A 17,628-nucleotide genomic window follows, 5' to 3' on the forward strand; every position below is an offset into this window, starting at 1 on the left:
CCAGGGCGTTTTTCTTGGGCGGCCGGGCCCGCCTGGCAGCGCGGCTCAATGCCCCATGAACTCCTCCAGCGTGCCCGGCTTAGGGGCGGGACGCGGGGTCTGCTTGGCGCCCGCCGGCTTGCCGGAAGCGTCTATGGGTTCGATCTGCGGATCGTCCCAGCTACCGGTCACGGCGTATTCCATGGTCATGGCCCGCGACAAGGGTTGCTTCAGCAGCCACTGCGTCACGAACGCGCCCAGGCCGATCAGCGGATTGACTGCGAGCGCCGTCACCATCGCCGCGCCGCTGGCGTCCAGGTTCGGGATCACCACCGCCTTCAGGTCCCAGCGCTCGCGGATGATGTTGACGCCGCCCGCCAGCACGATCGCGGCGACCGGCCCATTGATCTTGTAGCCGTCGGCCGATGCCACGCCCCCTTCCAGCTTGACGTTGCCCCGGATGGTGTCGAAGGGGAAGCCGTCGCGCAGCAGATTGGTGGGATTCACGTCCAGCCGCGCCAGCCGCTGCAGCGATTGCAGGGACAGCAGTTCCAGCAGCCGGGCCGTGCGCGAATTGACGTGCATGAAGCGGCCCTTGTCCAGGCTCACGTCGACCTGCCCGGTCAGGTCTTCGATCTTGTGGGTCCAGGGCAGATTGCGCCAGGTGGCCTTGCCCTGCATCGTGCCCTTCCCGCCCGAAACCACCTTCTCGAAGCCGATGCGGTCCATGAACTTGCCCACGTCCTCGAACTTGACCGAGGCGTCCACCGACAGCCCCCGGGTCTCGCCTTCCAGCCGCCAGTTGCCGGTGGCGTTCAGCGAGGCCGCCTCGTTGACGATGGACAGCTTGTCCAGCCGCCATTGGCGGCCGCGCTCCAGGTTCGTGCCCAGGACCTGGAGTTCGCCCACGTTCTTGCCATACAGCAGGAATTCCTTGGCCTGAAGGTCGATCGCGGGGATATCGGACAGGTCATTGCCGGAAGACAGCGCCTCGTCCGCCTTGTTGGTGTCGCCCTCGCCGCCCAGCGACAGGTGCTTCAGGCGCGCGGTGATCTGGCCGGCGATGGCGCCCGAAGCCTCGCGCCACTCCAGCGAACCCGCGGCCTGCTTCGATTGCAGATCGACGCGCCATTGCGCCGGCCCAGGCCGCGTCGCGTACAGCGTCAGGTCGTTCAGGGTGTAGCCGCCCGAGCGCAGCACGCCGGCCGCCAGGCTGACGCGTTCAGCCGCGGGCAGCATCGGCCGGGGAGCGGCCTTGCCCTTGCCGGCGGGCGGACTGAAGCCGTCGGACACCTTTTCCCAGGCATCCAGATCCAGTTCCGGCAGGCTGGCGTTCAGGCTCAGCCCGCGTTCCGGCAGGCTGGCCGGGCGGTTGATGCCCAGCGCTCCGCGCGCGAAATAGGAAGCGCCCCCTTCCGACGGCGCCCGCTCGAACAACGCGTTGACGCCGTCGCCCAGGCTGGCGGTGAGCCAGCGCCGGTTCTGTGCGCCGCGGTCCTGCGCGGGCGACCACTGCACCTTCAGCAACTGCGACGCGGAGGCCGCCTTGCCCACCGGGGCGGGCATGTCGATCGCCATGCCCACCAGATCGGATTCGACGGAGATATCCACCGCCCCGCCGCGCTGATAGCCCACCTTGCCCTTGTAGGCGGCCTTGCCGGAAAAGCGCGACATGGAGGGCGTGTTGCTCAACTGGGTCAGCGCCGGCCCGGCCAGCGTGCCCTCGAAGCGCAGCGCGTCCGAACTCTGCGCCAGGCGCCCGTAGATCCGCGCCGGGCCGCCCAGGAACTGCGCTTTCAAATCCTTGGCCTCGACCCCCTTCTCCGAGAAGTCCAGGTCGCCGTGCATCTGGCTGAGCAGCGGCATTTCCGGCATGAAGGTGAAGGTGTTGCCCGCGAACAGGATGTTGCCCTGGACCTGGGTATCGTCGGCATTCAGCAGGGGCACCTTGAGCTTGAGGCCCACGCGCCAATCGCCGGTGCCGCGGGCTTCGTCCAAGGCCCCGTCCAGTAGGCCGCCCAGGGGTGAATTGGCCGCCAGCGCCAGGTAGGCCGGCACCGTGCCAGAGGTCTGGCCGGTCAGCAACAGTTCGGAGTTCTCCTCCATGTTCGGAATGCTTGCGGAGACCGCCCCCAGCGTGACCGTCTGCCCCGGGCCGGTCTGGGCGACCGCGCCGCCGGCGCTATCCAGCGCCAGGCTGACCTTGTCGATACGGAAATTGCCGGACAGGTTCTCCAGCATCGGCCAGCCCTTGCGCTGGCCGTGCGCCGGCGCGTAGTCGACCTTGGCGCCGCTGAATGCGCCCGCGATGACGAATTCGCCCTGGGAACCCGCAGCGCCAAAGGGGAACTCGTCGAGATCGCCCTTGAGGGTGATGGACGCGGACTGCATCTCGCCCGCCGGCAGGCCGATGGCCAGCCATTCACGGGCGTCGGCATTGACCTCCAGGGGCAGGTAGCGGTGGATCGCGGGCATGGAGCCGCGCGCCATCACGCCGCGCATGTCGACGCTGCCCGCGGGCGTCTTGCCCTCGCGTTGCCACTGGCCCTGCAGGCGCACGTCGAGGTCGTCGTTGACCAGATGCAGCTTGCCGACGTCCACGAACCAGTGCTCCGCGTCGGGCCCCTTGATGCTGGCGTCCAGCGCCACCTCGTGCGCAGCCAGCGAGGGTTGTTCGAAGACCCCGGGCAAGACCACGCCCAGTTGCTCCGCCTTGCCGCTGACCGATACGGCCGGCGCGCCCGGACTGCGCGCCAGGGGTACGCCGTCCAGCTTGAGGAAGTCGCCCGGCAAACCCTGGATGCGCGCCTGGACGTAGCCGGCCTTGAAGCCGGGGGCTGCCGCGCCTTGCGAGGCCGCCGTCCATTGCAGGCCTCGCAGCGCGGTATCCGCCGTCAGGTCCGTGAACTTGCCGCGTTCCAGCTGCAGCCACGCGCGTCCGCTCAGGCGGCCCGCCACGTCGGGCACCTCGAACCAGGACTTCCATGCCAACGGCTCCACGTCGTCCAGCTGCGCGTACAGCTGGCCGCTCCAGTTGCCGGGATTCGACGAATCCACCGCGAACAGGCTGCGGTTGAATTCGCCGCGCAGCTCGACATTGCGCGCCAGCGCGGCGCCGGCCGCGGCCTTGAGGACGAAGCGGTGCGACAGGCTACCGTTGCGGGCCAGCAAGTCGACGCCGGTCAGCGTCAGCTCGGGCGCCCCGCGCAGATCATCCTGCCAGCGGATGGTGGCGTCGCGGATCCGCAGCTCGCGTTGCGCGGCCAGCCAACGCAAGGCGGGATGGTCCAGGTCGGAACTCTGGTCGCGGGCATTGAGGTCGATGTCCTGGCCCGCCACCCACAAATGGTTTGCCGTGTCGCGCCGCAGGCTCAGTTCGGGCCGCTCCACCTGCAGCCGCAGCAGCTTGGGCGACAAGACCAGGATGCTGCGCCAGCCCAGCACGGCCGACACGGATGGCAAAGACAGCACGGGAGCGGCCTCGTCGTCGTAGACTTGGACGGAGGCCAGATCCAGCTTGGGATTGAGGCCTTGCCAGTCCGCGCGGATGGAGCCAATGGTTACGCGGGAGCCCAGCGCCCGGCTGACGTAGGCCTCGATCTGGGGACGCCATTCGTCCACGCGGGGCAAGACCCAATAGCGGACGCCCAGCAGGCCGAGGGCCACGACGGCATAGATCGTCAGCACGGCCCAGAACATCCAGCAGAGCACTTTTTTTGAAACAGACACGGATAGGCGGGCAGGAAAGAAGGTCTTGCGGTATCGTCCCCACTTATACCTGAAACGCGCCCATTCCGCCGCCCCTTTCGCCATGTCCACGTCCCCTACGTTCGCCCCCGCCATCGCCTGGTCCGGCCATCTGCGTCGCCGGCTGGATGCCCATCCTGATCTGGCCGCCTGGCTGGCCGAGGCCGTGCGCGAACCCCTCACTCCGGCGCGGATCGCGCAATGGCAGTCCGAACTGGCCGGGCCGCAGGCCGGCGGCGCGATGCCGGTGGATGTCTGCCGCATGGTGCTGCGCAAACTGCGCGAACGCGTCTTCAACGCGCTCATCGTGCGCGACCTGACTGGCCAGGCAGACCTGGAAGAAGTCGTCGGCGCCATGACCACGCTGGCGGACACCGCCGTGGCCGCGGCCTATCGCAGCGTCGCGGCGGACCTCGCGGCCGTGCATGGCGTGCCGCGCGATCCGGCCACGGGCAAGCCGCAGGAAATGCTGATCGTGGGCATGGGCAAGCTGGGCGGCTGCGAACTGAACGTGTCGTCCGACATCGACCTGATCATGCTGTACGGCGAGGAAGGCGAAACCGATGGCCCGCGCCGCATCAGCCACCATGAGTTCTATGGCCGCCTGACGCGGCGCATGATGCCTGTGCTGTCGGAAGTGGACGCCAACGGACAGGTGTTCCGCACGGACCTGCGCCTGCGTCCCGACGGTGACGCCGGCCCCCTGGCCTGGAGTCTGGACGCGCTGGAGCATTACCTGATCGGCCAGGGCCGCGAATGGGAGCGCTACGCCTGGCTCAAGGCGCGACTGATCCCGGCCCAGGCCTTCGAAGGCAGCGACAGCGCCGTGCAGGCGCGGCAACTGGAAAGCCTGCGCGTGCCCTTCGTCTACCGCAAGTACTTCGACTTCGACGCGCTGTCGGCTCTGCGCGCCCTGCGCGAGCGCATCCGGCAGGACTGGCAACGCCGCGCCAGCGCGCGCAACGGCATCGACAGCGCCAACAACATCAAGCTGGGCGATGGCGGCATTCGCGAAATCGAATTCGTGGTGCAGCTGGCGCAGTTGATCCGCGGCGGCCGCATGCCCGCGCTGCAGAAGCGCGGCCTGCTGGAAGCGCTGCACGCCGAATGCGTGGCGGGCCTGGTGCCCGAGGAAGACGCGCGCCGGCTGGAAGAGGCCTACCGCTACCTGCGCCGCACCGAACACGTCTTGCAGTACCGCGAGGACGCCCAGACGCACCTGCTGCCGGGCGACCCGGCCCAGCGCGCCGAGCTGGCCGCGGCGCTGGGCCTTAGTCACGACGAATTCGAAAGCACCCTGGCCGCGCACCGCCAATTCGTCTCGCGCACGTTCCGCAACGTCTTCCGCCTGGTGGGCATGGGCGACGCCGAGGAGCAGACGCCCGCCCCCGGCTCGATCGATCCCGGAACCGGCCAGGACGAGCCGGACAGCAGCTGCGAACTCGCTGAACAGATCAGCCAGGCCTTCGGCGACGATGCGCAGGACCTGCTGCGCCGCACCGAAACCCTGCTGGGCAGCCATCGCGTGCGCAGCCTGCCCGAGAGCAGCCGCAAGCGCATGGACGCCCTGCTGCCCGCCGCCCTGCGCGCCGCCTTGCAGACCCCTGCTCCGCTGCAAGCCACGGTCCGGCTGTTCGACCTGATCGAGAAAATCGCCCAGCGCAGCGCCTACCTGGCCCTGCTGGCCGAATACCCGGATACTCTGGCGCGGGTGGCGCGCATGGTTGCCGCCAGCCCCTGGGCCGCGCAATACCTGACGCAGCACCCCTTGCTGCTGGACAGCCTGATCGACTGGCGCACCCTGTTCGAACCGCTGGACTTCGCCCAGATCGCGCGGCAGCTGACCGCCGACCTGGACGCCTGCCGCCTGCCCGACGGCGATCCGGACATCGAACGCCAGATGAACCTGATGCGCGACGTGCAGCGCCAGGCCAGCTTCCAACTGCTGGCGCAGGACCTGGAAGGCGAGCTCACCGTGGAGAAGCTGGCCGACCAGTTGTCCGCGCTGGCCGACCTGCTGCTGACCGAGACCATCCGCCGCGCCTGGCCGCTGGTGAACAAGGCCGAAGGCGCCGAACCGCGCTTCGCGGTCATCGCCTACGGCAAGCTCGGCGGCAAGGAACTGGGCTACGCCTCGGACCTGGACCTGGTGTTCCTGTTCGACGATCCGCGCGAGGATGCCGCCGAGGTCTACGCCAAGCTGGGCCGGCGCATGACCTCCTGGCTGTCGACCATGACGTCTTCCGGCCGGCTGTATGAAGTCGACCTGCGCCTGCGGCCGGACGGCGACGCCGGCCTGCTGGCGGTGTCGGTCGAAGCCTTCGAGCAATACCAGCACAAGCACGCCTGGGCCTGGGAACACCAGGCCCTGACCCGCGCGCGCCATGCCTCGGGCGACGCCAGCGTCGGCGCGCGCTTCGAAAAAATCCGCGAGGACATCCTGGTGCTGCCGCGCGACGCCGCCAAGCTGCGCGAGGAAGTGCTGGAGATGCGCGAGAAGATCAACGCGGGCCATCCCAACACCAGCCCGCTGTTCGACCTGAAGCACGACCGGGGCGGCATGGTCGACGTGGAATTCGTCACGCAGTACCTGGTGCTGTGCCACTCGGGCACGCATCCGGTGCTGGTGCGCAACCTGGGCAATATCGCGCTGCTGCGCCTGTCGGGCGAAGCCGGCCTGATTTCGCCCGAACTGGCGGCCCGCGCCGGCGACGCCTATCGCACGCTGCGCCGGGTGCAGCACCAGATGCGCCTGCAGGGCGTGGAAAAGGCCCGCGTGCCGCAGGACCAGCTGCAAGAGGAACGCGCCGCCGTGCGCGAGCTGTGGGCAGCGGTGCTGGGCTGAACGCATAGGGGGACCGGGCGTCCCCCTGCTTGCGGCAACTCAGCGTAAAATAAGGAGTTTTCCGCTATTGTTGCCTGCAAGCCATGTCTGAACTCGTGCGCCCCAAACTCGACCTGCCCGCCGGCCGCCGCAAGGTGCTGATGCACTCGTGCTGCGCGCCCTGTTCCGGCGAAGTCATGGAAGCGATGACCGCCTCGGGCATCGACTATGCCATCTACTTCTACAACCCGAACATCCATCCGGTCAAAGAGTACGAGATCCGCAAGCAGGAGAACATCCGCTTCGCCGAGCAGCACGGCATCGAGTTCATCGACGCCGACTACGACATGGACAACTGGTTCGAACGCGTCAAGGGCATGGAAAACGCCCCCGAACGCGGCGAGCGCTGCACGGCCTGCTTCGACATGCGCTTCGAACGCACCGCGCTCTACGCACACGAACATGGTTTCGACACCATCACCAGTTCGCTGGGCATCTCGCGCTGGAAGGACATGAACCAGATCAACGGCTGCGGCGAACGCGCCGCGGCGCGCTACGATGATCTGATCTACTGGACCTACAACTGGCGCAAGGGCGGCGGCTCCGCCCGCATGATCGAAATCAGCAAGCGCGAAAACTTCTATCAGCAGGAATACTGCGGCTGCGTCTATTCGCTGCGCGACACCAACCGCCACCGCCGCTCGCAAGGCCGCGAACGCATCCACATCGGCGTGAAGTTCTACGGCAAGGAAGACCTGATCAACGAGGAACAGCTCTGATCAGGCCGAACGCCCCTGGCGCCGGTACTCCGACGGCGACACGCCGAAGCGCTTGCGGAACGCGTGGCTGAAGCGCGCCGCATCTGAAAAACCGAATCTGTAGGCGATGTCGCCTATGGGCCGCGCCGCTTGCGCGGCATCGCACAGCGTGTCCCGGCAACGCTCCAGGCGCGCGCTGAGAATGAAATCGGCCGGCGTCGTGGAAGCCAGCGCAAACAGGTTGTAGAGATAGCGCCGCGACATCCTGAAGGCCGCGGCCGCGGCGGCGGGCGACAGCGCCGGATCATGCAGGTTTTCGAATATGTGCTGCTGCACCCGGCGCAATTGCGCCTGGCGCAGTTCGGCCTGATCCTGCTCAGCCTGCGCCCCTGCCCGCTCGCTGATATCCAGCCCCATCATCTGCAGCACGGCGTTGGCCGCGTCGCGCGACGCGCTCTCGGACAAGCGGCCATGTTCGGTCAGCGCCACGCGCAGCAGGTCCATGGCCATGCGGCCGCAGCCCTGGCGCGCGCTGAAGCTGCGCGCCACCGCGTTCTGCATGAAGGATTGCCAGGCATCGAAATGCTTGCCTGGCACCTGCATGACCAGGAAGTGCGCGCCGTCATCGACTTCGACCTCGTAGGGCCGGGTGGTGTCGTAGATGCTCCATTCGCCAGGCACCAGCAAGGCGCTGCGGCCGGACTGGCGGATCTCGCTGCGGCCCGACAGCTGCAGCGTCACCTTGTAGCCCGGCGCTTCGGAGCGGTCGGCCAGCAGCTTGCTGCGGCGCACGCGCTGGGCGCTGCTGCGCAATTCGCAGACCTGCATCCAGCCCAACGAATCCACCGCCACGCTGTTGCGGAAACGCGCGGGAAACACCGCGGACACTTCCAGGGGTACGAAGGTATCGCTGACACTTTCCTGCCAGCTTGCGCAGTCCAGGAAATGCGTGGGCGCGCTGCGCAAAAGGGATGGGGACATGGCGACTCCGGCGTCTCGAAACGGCGTGCCTTTTTGCCTGGGGCGGCCTGCCTGGCGACACAGCTACAGCGTTGAATGGAATGCTGCCTCTTTCTAGCATCGGTCGGCGCCAGGGAGTATCGGTGACAACCCCTAAGTGCCTGTTCCGCTAGGGTTTTCTGTCGCTGCCATAGGAATAGTCGGCCAGCGGGAAGCCCAGCCCCGACAACGCCTGCGCCAGCCCGTGGCGCACCGGCACCACGTCCTCGTAGCGGCGTGGCCGGACCTGGGCGACTTCCTGTTCCGTATAGGGCCGGAAATCGCCCGGCAACTGTGCCGGGCTGAATTCCTCCAGCACCCAGTTCAGCACGGCCGCGAGCTCGGCATTGCTGAGCTGCGATTGCGCCGCGCCCGGCACCCGGACCAGATACTCGCGGCCCTCGGGCAGATGCACGAATGCGCCCACGGAGTTGCGGAAGTCGGGAATGCCGTGGCGGCTGCTGCCGCGGCCGTCCACCCGATGGCAGCCCGCGCATTGCAGCACATAGTCGGCGCGGACGGACTGCCGCAGCCTGTCGGCCGCGGCGCGGTCCGCCACCGGCGCGCCGGCCGCAAGCTCTCCGGCGGCCGCCCGGGCCGCGCAGAGCAGGATGGCGGCGGCGCACAGCCCGCGCCATCCCTGCCACCGCGGTCGCGCCCCTGGCCTGATCATTTCGGCTTCGGCTTGGCCAGGCCCACGATCACGGACGTCGTGCAGTGGAAGATGGAGGACTCGTTGGACATGCACCAGTTCACGTCGTTGTGCAGGAACATCTGATAGCCCGGACGCTCGCGCTCGGCGGATGCGCACATGCATTTGCCGCAAGCAGCCTTGCCGCAGCAGTCGTTATAGCTGATCAGATAGTCCTTGCCGTCCAGCGGATTGTGGCAGGTGCCGACCCACGAGACCGCCGAGGGCGACGTGCCGGGCGGGCAGGACGTCATGCTGCCGCCGCAGCATGAACACAGGAAGCCGTCCACCGCGCAATAGCGCCAGTAGTCGCAGGCCGTGTCGTCCATCTGCGGTTTCTTGGGGTCCGCGGGTGCCGAGCGCGCCACCGGCAGCACCGGCATCAGGAAGGCGGTGCCGACCAGCGCCCGGCCGATGCGGTTGAGCACGCTGCGCCGCGAAGTGGTGTGCGCGACCGAGCGCGCGGCGCGCTCTCCGAGTTTATCCAGCCAATGCATTGCCGCTCTCCTTGCGGGAAATCCGGGTTTCTTCCAGCGTGCCGGCGGCCAGGAATTCCTGCACCGAGGCCACGCCCAGCTCCTTCGCGGTGAACAGGCTTTCGAGCTGTTCGCGCGAGTTGATCAGGCCCTTGGCGCGCAAGGTTCCGGTTTCGTCGATCAGCACGGCATAGGGCAGCTTGCTGATCTGGAACTTCATGCCCAGCTCGGTCGACAGCAGGTACGGAAAGCGCTCCAGGCCCGCCTGCTTGTAGAACGCCAGGTGCTCGGGCATTTCGCCGTCGCTGGCCAGGACGATGCGCAGCCAGGCGCTTTCACTGCTGGCCACCGACTTCAGGATCGGCAAGAGCTTCTTGCAGACCGGGCAGGTGGGGGAAAGAAAGAACAGCAGCTGGCTGTGCTGTCCGCGTTCGCCGATGACGATGCGGCGGCCCAGCAGATCCGCCAGTTCGAAGCGCGGCGCGGGCTCGCCCACGCCGGGGCCCTTGTCCATCGTCAGCGCCCCCATCGGCGCCACGCGCTCGTACAGCACGCCGATCTGCCTGGACAGCGCCAGGATGACCAGCACCAGGCAGAGCACCACGCCCCACAGCAGGAAATTGGAAATGATCAAGGCATCCATGTGAGTTTCCTTCAGAGATTGCGCAACTTGAGATGGGAGGCCAACAGGTGATTGGCGGTGTAGTACAGGCCCACGGCGGCCATGGCCAGGCCGAAGACGGCGGCCGAGTCGGCCCATTGCAGGCCGCGCGACTGGCCCGCCGCGGCGACCAGCGCCGGCGCGGTCCACAGCGCCAGCACCGCGTTGCGCAGCACCAGCCACCACGACAGTCCGGCCCGCTGCGCGCCGCGCCCCGGTCCGCGGGACGCGGGTCCGCCGCAACCGCAATCGATGTCGCGATGCCCCCGCAGCAGGTTGAAGGCCAGCGCCGACGTGGCCACGGCCAGCGCCAGCAGCGCCAGCTGCGCGCCCGCCGCCTGCCCTGCGGGCGCCAGCAGCAAGGCGCCGGCCAGCGCTTCGGTCAGCACATAGGCCCATGCGAACACGCCGCTCGCCGCCGCCGGCAGGATCCGATAGGCCGACACGATGGCGGCGAAGCCGGCCATGTCCCTCAGCTTTTCCAGCGCGCCCAGAAGCAGTACGCAGGCCAGCGCCGCGCTCGCGGCATACAGCAGCACGGGATCGTTCATCGCGCACCTCGAGGTTGCGGCTCGACCTGCAGCGAGGTCTCGCCCGCGGCCTGGATCGTGCCCTTGAGGACCGGTGCGGCGGGCGCGGCGTCATAGACGTTCACGTTGCCGCCGTCGATGGTGTACAGGCGCGGCTGGTCATCCTGCGACACCGACATGGACAAGGCGTTCTGGCCCGGCACCCGCGCCACCCGCTTGTGCGTGGCCAGGTCGTAGACCCAGATCTCGGCGGCCGGCGTCTTGTGCGAACCCTCCGCTCCGTTGGGATGCATGCCCACGTACAGCCGCTTGGCAGCCTTGTTGATGGCCAGCAGGTTGTAGCCGCCGGGGCGCCAGCCCTGGTCCTTGCCCGAGGCGTCCAGCAACGACCAGGGCTTGCCGAAAGCCGCGTCCTTGCCACTGAAGTCGGCGCTGTAGACATTGCCGTTGTAGGACACGAAGTAGTAGGTGTCGCCCAGGTTCTCGGTGTGCGTGAAGATGGGATCCTTCTCCGGATCGAACATGGGCTGGCTGCGCTGTTGCCCCGCCGGCTTGCCGGCCTGGTCCAGGTCCACCGTCACCAGCGCGCCATCGCCGCAGATGCTGGCGAAGCTGCGCGGACGCGAGGGCAGCACGATGATGCTCCAGCAGCCAGCGGCCGCGGTGACCTCGTCCGCGAACTCGCGCGTCTTCAGGTTGACCACCGTGACCGAGGACGCGGGCGTGGCGTTCTGCACGAACAGCAGTTCTCCATCCGTGCTCTGCTGCAGATAGTTGCGGTAGTTCAACGCCTGCGCGCGCTTCTGTGGAATCGGCACCTCGTACTTGGGCGTGAGCGTTTCGGCGTCCCAGGCCTCGACCACATCGGTGCGCTTGCCGCGATTCAGCCGCTCGTAGTAGGTCGTCATCACATAGATGTCCTTGCCGTCCGCGGACACGGTCATGTGTCCGTTGAACGACGCGGGTACCATGCCCAGGAACTTCATGCTGTCGCCGTCATAGATGTTGACCCGGCTGTCGACCAGGTGATTGAAGACGGCATCCATCACGTACAGCCGGTGCGGCGTGGCGGGAGGCAATCGGGTGCCGCCCTTGAGCTCCTCCACGGGCAGGTCGGCCCGGGCTAGGCCCGCCGACGCCGCCAGGGCGGCGCACAATGCCCACCGTACGGCCCGCGATGCGCGTGATCTGGCGCGTAGCGCATTCATCGATATTCTCCTGGTCTCATGATCCGGTTCCCCTAGAACGCATAGACGTAGCGCAACTGCACGCCACGCATCCGCGGCCCGTTCTCGACCTTCAGGTCGTGGATGTACTGCATCTGTATCTGGTTGGCGTCGTTGATCTGGTGCGTCAGCTCGACGGCCAGCTGGTGGTTGCGCGCCCGCGTGGCGACGGTCTCGCCCGAAGCGGTTTCCTTCCCGCCCGTCTCATAGCGGTAGCGGATGCCGGTATAGGTGTCCGGCGTCAGGTTGGTCGAGGCCAGCGCGAAGAAGCGGAACGACGGATCCTTCTTCAGCGTCTGTCCATACCAGTCGGTGTTGCGGCCGTAGATTTCGACTTCGGCGATGGCTTCCAGAAAGGTTGATTCGCCGACGCCCTGCACGAAGGAAAAGTCCTGGATGGTGGACCAGCGGTTCTTGCCGGGCGACACGTCGGGGCGCGAACCGTCGTAGCGGCCCACGGGCGCAACGATGAACGGCTCCCAGGCAAACCAGGTCTTGGTCTGCTCGTTGTTGTACAGCCAGATGGCCGAACCCAGGGTCACGTCGCCTATGCCCGTCTGATGGTCGCCGGGCGCGCCCGGCAGATCCAGCGACGTCCGGTACATCGGCACGATGAATTCGAGCTGCACCGTCTTGCCGTAGAAATCGCGATAGTGCATCTGGCGATACACCAGCGCGTTCACGTCGATGGACGCGCCGTCCACGCGCTTGCCTTCGGCGTACAGGCCCGAGGAGCGCAATCCCGCCAGATACCCGGCGACGATGTTGGTGCCCACGGGCGCGGGTATCCAGTCGCGCGCGCTGGGGTCTCCCGCCCATGCCGCCTGCGAGGCCCCGGCACACGCCAGCAACAGCGCCGCGCGTCTGCGGGCCCGGCAACCTGTCTTGCCTGCCATGTCTTCCCCTTTGGTTTCGCGAGGGCGCGGCCGCCGGTATCTCCCGGCTTGGGCCGCGCCATCATCGTTCTAGTAAGCGATGCAAACGGATTTCCGCTCCAGGTACATCTCCAGCACGGCGCGGCCGTGCTCGCGGCCGATGCCGGATTGCTTGAATCCGCCGAACGGCATATTGGGATCCAGCATGTTGTGCGTGTTCACCCAGAGCGTGCCAGCGTCGATGCGTGGGATCAGGCTTTGCACCCGGCGCAGGTCGTTGCTCCAGAGGCTGGCGCCCAAGCCATAGGCGCTATCGTTGGCCAGCCGCACGGCATCGTCCAGCGTGTCGAAAGGCTGCGCCACCACGACCGGCCCGAAGATCTCCTCGCGCGCGATGCGGGCGTCCTGCGGCAGGTCGGCAAACACGGTGGGCTGCACGAAGTAGCCCGCGCCGTCGCCGCGGACGCCTCCCGTCAGCAGCCGCCCGCCCTCGCCGCGTCCGATGTCGATGTAGTCCATGACACGCTGCTGGTGGCGCGCCGAGACCAGCGGACCGACCTGGGTGGCCGGGTCGAAACCGGAGCCCAGCTTCATGCCGGCGGCCAGATCGGCCAGCCCCTGCACCACCTTGGGATACAGGCTTTTCTGCACATACAGGCGCGAGCCCGCCGTGCAGACCTGCCCTTGGTTGAAGAAAATGGCGGCCGCGGCACCCTGCACGGCCAGGTCCGCGTCGCAATCGTCCAGCACGATCACGGGGGACTTGCCGCCCAGCTCCAGCGAGACGCGCTTCATGTCGTCCATCGCCGCGCGTCCTATCAGTTTGCCGACTTCGGTCGAGCCGGTGAACGCGATCTTGTCCACGCCGGGATGCGCGACCAGCGCGGCGCCGGCGGTCTCGCCCCGGCCGGTGACCACGTTGACCACGCCCGGCGGGAAGCCTGCTTCCAGCACCAGCTCGGCCAGGCGCAGCGCGGTCAGCGGTGTTTCCTCGGCGGGCTTGAGCACCACGGTGCAGCCCGCGGCCAGGGCTGGCGCGATCTTCCAGATCGCCATCAGCAGCGGGAAGTTCCAGGGAATGATGGCCGCCACCACGCCTACGGCCTGCGGCAAGGTATAGGCGCTGTAGCGCACGCCGGGTGGAAAAGGAATCGACAGCGACAGCGTGTCGCCGGTGATCTTGGTGGCCCAGCCTGCCATATAGCGCAGCCACTGCGCGCCCGAGCCGACTTCCAGCCCTTGCGCCACGCCCAGCAGCTTGCCGTTGTTCAGGGTTTCCAGACGGGCCAGCTCGGTGCCATGCTGCTCGACCAGGTCGGCCAGCTTCAGCAGCAGGCGCTCGCGCCCCGCAGGCAGCATGTCGCGCCACGGCCCGGCCTCGAAGGCGCGCCTGGCGGACTGCACCGCCAGGTTCACCTGCGCGGGGCCGGCGTCGGGCTGATGGGCAATGACTTCGCCAGTGGCGGGGTCATGCACGGCGATGGGCGCGCCCTGCCCTTCACGCACCGGCTTGCCGTCGATGAACATGGCTTCCCGGATGGCGCCCAGTTCCGGGCGGTCGGACCCGGCCGGGCCGGCTGTGCTCGCGCTTGCTGAAGGCATGTGTAGCTCCAACGAATAGGTTGGAGGCAGGATAGCAACGGCGTTTCCGGCTGGCTTGTCGGGCCGTGCATGGCGATTTGTCATTTTGCGCATGGCGAAGAGTGCGCCTGCGCTCGAGCTTGCCGCTACCCTAGGCGGGAACGCTTGTCTCCATGAGCATGAAGACAATAAAAAGCCCGGCAGGACACGTTGCGCCATGCCGGGCCAGGCGCGGCGCCCGTTGCGGGCCCCGCGCGTCGCAGAGGTCGGATCAGTCCAGCATCAGCACCGTGGCGCCGGTGGTCTTGCGGCCGGCCAGCGCGGTCTGCGCTTCGCCGGCCTGCTCCAGGGAGTAGCGCTGGTCGATGCGGACCTTGATCTTCTTTTTCTGGACCAGGTCGAACAGTTCCTCGGACGCCGCCTGCAGCTTTTCCAGCGTGTTCACGTGCAGGCCCAGCGACGGACGCGTCACGTACAGGCAGCCCTTCTGGTTCAGCGTCGCCAGGTTGACGCCCGACACGGGGCCGGAGGCGTTGCCGAAACTCACCATCAGGCCGCGCGGCTCGATGCAGTCCAGCGAGGTTTCCCAGGTGTCCTTGCCCACGCCGTCATACACCACCGGCACCTTCTTGCCGCCGGTCAGTTCCAGCACGCGCTCGGCCACGTTCTCGCGCGAGTAGTCGATGGTTTCCCAGGCGCCGTTGGCGCGGGCCAGTTCGGCCTTCTCGGGGCTGGAAACGGTGCCGATCAGCTTCACGCCCAGGGCCTTGGCCCACTGGCAAGCGATCAGGCCCACGCCGCCGGCGGCCGCGTGGAACAGGATGGTCTCGCCGCCTTGCAGGCGGTAGGTCTGGCGGAACAGGTACTGCACCGTCAGGCCCTTGAGCATCAGGGCCGCGGCCTCGTCGAAGCCGATGCCCTTGGGCACCTTGACGACCTGGGCGGCCGGCACGTTGCGCGCCTGGGCATAGGCGCCGATGGGGCTCTGGCCATAGGCGACGCGGTCGCCTTTCTTCAGGTGCTTGACGTCGGCGCCGACCGCGGTGACGACGCCCGCGCCCTCAAAGCCCAGGCCGTGCGGCAGCGCATGGGGATACAAGCCCGTGCGGAAATAGATATCGATGAAGTTCAGGCCGGCGGCGTGCTGCTGGATCGTGACTTCATTGGCGGCGGGCGGAGGCACTTCCACCTCGACCAGCTTCAGGACTTCAGGACCACCGTGCTGCTCGATACGAATTGCCTTGACGAGATTGCTGGCCATGCTGGCCTCCTTTCATTGGAAAAAATGCTAACGAGAGCCTGTCTGCGGCCCCTGAACGAGAAAACCAGATTCAACGCGATGGCCGGGCCTCGCGCGGCGCGGCGGACGACAGCTTGCCGGCCCCGCCCCCCATCAGCACGAACACGCCTGCCAGCACCAACGCGGTCCCCGCCATCTGCCACACCGTGATGGGCTCCTGCAGGAACCACGCCGCCAGAAACAGCACCGAAATCGGCCCCACCATGCCCAGCAGCGATGCGGTAGGCGCGCCGATCAGCGCCACCGCCCACATCAGCATGAACACGGGCACCACGGTATTCAGCGTGGCGTGGATCACCGAATACCCGTAGACCCCGGCAGGCTGGATCAGCATGGACGGCGGATGCACGGCAAAGAACTGGATGATGCAGGCCACGCAGGACACCAGCATGGCATAAGCCACCAGGCGCGTCGCCCCTACCCGCTTGACCAGCTCCCCGGAACAGATCAGGTACACAGAATAGCTGGTCGCGGACCCGAAAACGAACAAAGACCCTAACAGCACCTCGCTGCCGCCGAAGGACAGGTCGTGCGCGAACACCAGCACCACGCCGGCGTAGGACAACACCATGGCCATCCATTGGCGGCGCTCGACCGGGCGCTTGAACCAAAGGGCCGACAGCAGCACCACCAGCGAAGGCGACAGGAACAGGATCAGGCGTTCAAGGCTGGCGGTGACGTAGCGCAGCCCCAGGAAGTCCAGGAAGCTGGACAGGTAGTAGCCCAGCAGGCCCAGCACGCAGACCTGCGCGCGCTCCTTCAGGGTCATCATGGGGATCTCGCCGCGCGCCGCGCGGCGCGACTGATACCAGGCGACCGCCGCGAAGAACGGCATGGCGAACAGCATGCGGAAGGCAATGAGGGTGACCGCGTCGATGCCGTAGCGGTACGTGAACTTCACCACGATGGCCTTGGCCGAAAACAGCACCGCGCCCAGGGTCGCCAGGAAGAAGCCGGCCGCGCGGCTGGAAGAACGGAGGGACGACGGAAACTTGGCAAGGCGATTCATGCGATGATTTTATGTTCTGCGCGCAGCCCTCGCACGCATCTCCCTCCGCTTTTTCGACCGTATCCGCCGCATGACCCGACACCGCGCCCTGACCTATATCCATATTGCCGCCGTGCTTTTCGGCCTGACCGGCGTGTTCGGCGAGCTGATCCAGGCCAGCGCGGCGGTCATCACGCTGGGCCGGGCGGTCTTCGCGGTCATTGCGCTGGGCCTGTTCGCCCGCGCGCGCCGCAAGCCGCTGCTGGGCGCGCTGACGCCCGCGCAACTGTTCGTGCTGGTGGTGTCGGGGGCCCTGCTGGCGGGCCACTGGGTCACCTTCTTCATTGCGGTGAAGGTCGGCGGCATCGCCATCGCCACGCTGGGCTTCGCCAGCTTCCCGGCCTTCATCACGCTGTTCGAAGGCCTGCTGTTCCGCGAACGCATCCGCCCTGCGGAATGGCTGCTGCTGGGCCTGGTGACCGCCGGGCTGGTGCTGGTCACGCCTTCGTTCGACCTGGCCGACCAGGGCACCATCGGCCTGGCCTGGGGCCTGCTGTCGGGCCTGAGCTTCGCGCTGCTGGCGCTGAGCAACCGCCGTTCGGCCTCGGGCATGGACCCGATGCAGGTGGCGTGCTGGCAGAACCTGGTGGTGGCGCTGGTGCTGCTGCCCTTCGCCGTCGGCCAGCTGCCTGCCCTGCCCGCCCTGGACTGGCTGTGGCTGGCGCTGCTGGGGATCTTCTGCACCGGCCTGTCGCACTATCTGTTCGTGTCCAGCCTGACGCGACTGAACGCCCGCAGCGCCGGGCTGGTCATCGCACTGGAGCCGGTCTACGCCATCGCCTTCGCCTGGATCCTGTTCAGCCAGGAGCCCACGCCCCGCATGATGGCGGGCGCCGCCCTGATCGTGGCGGCCATCGTCTGGTCCGGCCTGCGCAAGCAGCCGCCTGCGCCCGCGCAGCCAGGCTCCCCGGCGAAGTCGCAGCCTTGACAATA

Annotated in this window: 14 protein-coding genes; 3 read left to right on the forward strand and 11 right to left on the reverse strand. The window is 67.5% G+C overall.

Annotated elements, in window-relative coordinates:
- Positions 1–45: 45 nt before the first annotated feature.
- Positions 46–3,666 carry a YhdP family protein gene (locus HWY37_RS30690; protein ID WP_425485057.1) on the reverse strand — a complete coding sequence of 1,207 codons (3,621 nt, stop codon included), beginning with the start codon at positions 3,664–3,666 and terminating at the stop codon, positions 46–48.
- A gap of 124 nt (positions 3,667–3,790) precedes the next feature.
- Between HWY37_RS30690 and glnE the strand changes: the two genes are divergently transcribed.
- The gene (gene glnE, locus HWY37_RS30695) at positions 3,791–6,571 is read left to right on the forward strand and encodes a bifunctional [glutamate--ammonia ligase]-adenylyl-L-tyrosine phosphorylase/[glutamate--ammonia-ligase] adenylyltransferase (protein ID WP_176090540.1); all 2,781 of its coding nucleotides are present in this window, start codon (positions 3,791–3,793) and stop codon (positions 6,569–6,571) included.
- A gap of 83 nt (positions 6,572–6,654) precedes the next feature.
- Positions 6,655–7,329 carry an epoxyqueuosine reductase QueH gene (locus HWY37_RS30700; RefSeq protein ID WP_175207453.1) on the forward strand — a complete coding sequence of 225 codons (675 nt, stop codon included), beginning with the start codon at positions 6,655–6,657 and terminating at the stop codon, positions 7,327–7,329.
- On the opposite strand, the gene HWY37_RS30705 is transcribed toward HWY37_RS30700, so the two are convergent.
- From HWY37_RS30705 to HWY37_RS30750, 10 genes are all read right to left on the reverse strand, one after another.
- Positions 7,330–8,289: an AraC-like ligand-binding domain-containing protein gene (locus HWY37_RS30705; protein WP_175207454.1), complete on the reverse strand. Its 960-nt coding sequence runs from the start codon at positions 8,287–8,289 to the stop codon at positions 7,330–7,332. It lies immediately after the preceding gene.
- Positions 8,290–8,437: 148 nt separating this feature from the next.
- A complete protein-coding gene (locus HWY37_RS30710) occupies positions 8,438–8,980 on the reverse strand; it encodes a c-type cytochrome (RefSeq protein ID WP_420872160.1) in 543 nt (180 codons plus the stop codon).
- Complete coding sequence (locus HWY37_RS30715) at positions 8,977–9,495, reverse strand: methylamine dehydrogenase light chain (protein ID WP_175211871.1); 519 nt, start codon at positions 9,493–9,495, stop codon at positions 8,977–8,979. The genes HWY37_RS30710 and HWY37_RS30715 overlap by 4 nt, the downstream gene beginning before the upstream one ends.
- Positions 9,479–10,117, reverse strand: coding sequence for a methylamine dehydrogenase accessory protein MauD (gene mauD, locus HWY37_RS30720; protein ID WP_175211870.1), 639 nt, complete (start codon positions 10,115–10,117; stop codon positions 9,479–9,481). The genes HWY37_RS30715 and mauD overlap by 17 nt, the downstream gene beginning before the upstream one ends.
- Positions 10,118–10,128: 11 nt before the next feature.
- Entirely contained in the window at positions 10,129–10,686 is a 558-nt protein-coding gene (locus HWY37_RS30725; protein ID WP_176090541.1) for a MauE/DoxX family redox-associated membrane protein, read from the reverse strand.
- Positions 10,683–11,873 (reverse strand): amine dehydrogenase large subunit, encoded by a 1,191-nt coding sequence (locus HWY37_RS30730; protein ID WP_175210831.1) that lies wholly within the window; start codon positions 11,871–11,873, stop codon positions 10,683–10,685. Before HWY37_RS30730 ends, HWY37_RS30725 begins: the two co-directional genes overlap by 4 nt.
- Before the next feature lie 32 nt (positions 11,874–11,905).
- Positions 11,906–12,787, reverse strand: coding sequence for a transporter (locus HWY37_RS30735; protein WP_175210829.1), 882 nt, complete (start codon positions 12,785–12,787; stop codon positions 11,906–11,908).
- 69 nt (positions 12,788–12,856) lie between these two features.
- Entirely contained in the window at positions 12,857–14,368 is a 1,512-nt protein-coding gene (styD, locus tag HWY37_RS30740; RefSeq protein WP_277352910.1) for a phenylacetaldehyde dehydrogenase StyD, read from the reverse strand.
- A gap of 250 nt (positions 14,369–14,618) precedes the next feature.
- Positions 14,619–15,608 (reverse strand): quinone oxidoreductase family protein, encoded by a 990-nt coding sequence (locus HWY37_RS30745; protein ID WP_175210827.1) that lies wholly within the window; start codon positions 15,606–15,608, stop codon positions 14,619–14,621.
- Positions 15,609–15,678: 70 nt separating this feature from the next.
- Entirely contained in the window at positions 15,679–16,656 is a 978-nt protein-coding gene (locus tag HWY37_RS30750; RefSeq protein ID WP_175210825.1) for a DMT family transporter, read from the reverse strand.
- A 70-nt stretch (positions 16,657–16,726) separates the two neighbouring features.
- Here HWY37_RS30750 and HWY37_RS30755 point away from each other — a divergent pair, with 70 nt between their 5' ends.
- On the forward strand, positions 16,727–17,623 hold the full coding sequence (locus HWY37_RS30755; RefSeq protein WP_175210823.1) for a DMT family transporter: 897 nt from the start codon (positions 16,727–16,729) through the stop codon (positions 17,621–17,623).
- Positions 17,624–17,628 lie beyond the last annotated feature (5 nt).

The sequence above is a fragment of the Achromobacter anxifer genome, assembly GCF_903652925.1.
GTDB classification, from domain to species: Bacteria; Pseudomonadota; Gammaproteobacteria; order Burkholderiales; family Burkholderiaceae_B; genus Achromobacter; species Achromobacter anxifer.

Bases quoted from the DNA above. Each gene is read 5' to 3' on its own strand.
- HWY37_RS30730 (WP_175210831.1), bottom strand. From the start codon at position 11,873: ATGAATGCGCTACGCGCCAGATCACGCGCATCGCGGGCCGTACGGTGG.
- HWY37_RS30725 (WP_176090541.1), bottom strand. From the start codon at position 10,686: ATGAACGATCCCGTGCTGCTGTATGCCGCGAGCGCGGCGCTGGCCTGC.
- HWY37_RS30705 (WP_175207454.1), bottom strand. From the start codon at position 8,289: ATGTCCCCATCCCTTTTGCGCAGCGCGCCCACGCATTTCCTGGACTGC.
- styD (WP_277352910.1), bottom strand. From the start codon at position 14,368: ATGCCTTCAGCAAGCGCGAGCACAGCCGGCCCGGCCGGGTCCGACCGC.
- HWY37_RS30745 (WP_175210827.1), bottom strand. From the start codon at position 15,608: ATGGCCAGCAATCTCGTCAAGGCAATTCGTATCGAGCAGCACGGTGGT.
- HWY37_RS30700 (WP_175207453.1), top strand. From the start codon at position 6,655: ATGTCTGAACTCGTGCGCCCCAAACTCGACCTGCCCGCCGGCCGCCGC.
- HWY37_RS30715 (WP_175211871.1), bottom strand. From the start codon at position 9,495: ATGCATTGGCTGGATAAACTCGGAGAGCGCGCCGCGCGCTCGGTCGCG.
- mauD (WP_175211870.1), bottom strand. From the start codon at position 10,117: ATGGATGCCTTGATCATTTCCAATTTCCTGCTGTGGGGCGTGGTGCTC.
- HWY37_RS30750 (WP_175210825.1), bottom strand. From the start codon at position 16,656: ATGAATCGCCTTGCCAAGTTTCCGTCGTCCCTCCGTTCTTCCAGCCGC.
- HWY37_RS30735 (WP_175210829.1), bottom strand. From the start codon at position 12,787: ATGGCAGGCAAGACAGGTTGCCGGGCCCGCAGACGCGCGGCGCTGTTG.
- HWY37_RS30755 (WP_175210823.1), top strand. From the start codon at position 16,727: ATGACCCGACACCGCGCCCTGACCTATATCCATATTGCCGCCGTGCTT.
- HWY37_RS30710 (WP_420872160.1), bottom strand. From the start codon at position 8,980: ATGATCAGGCCAGGGGCGCGACCGCGGTGGCAGGGATGGCGCGGGCTG.
- glnE (WP_176090540.1), top strand. From the start codon at position 3,791: ATGTCCACGTCCCCTACGTTCGCCCCCGCCATCGCCTGGTCCGGCCAT.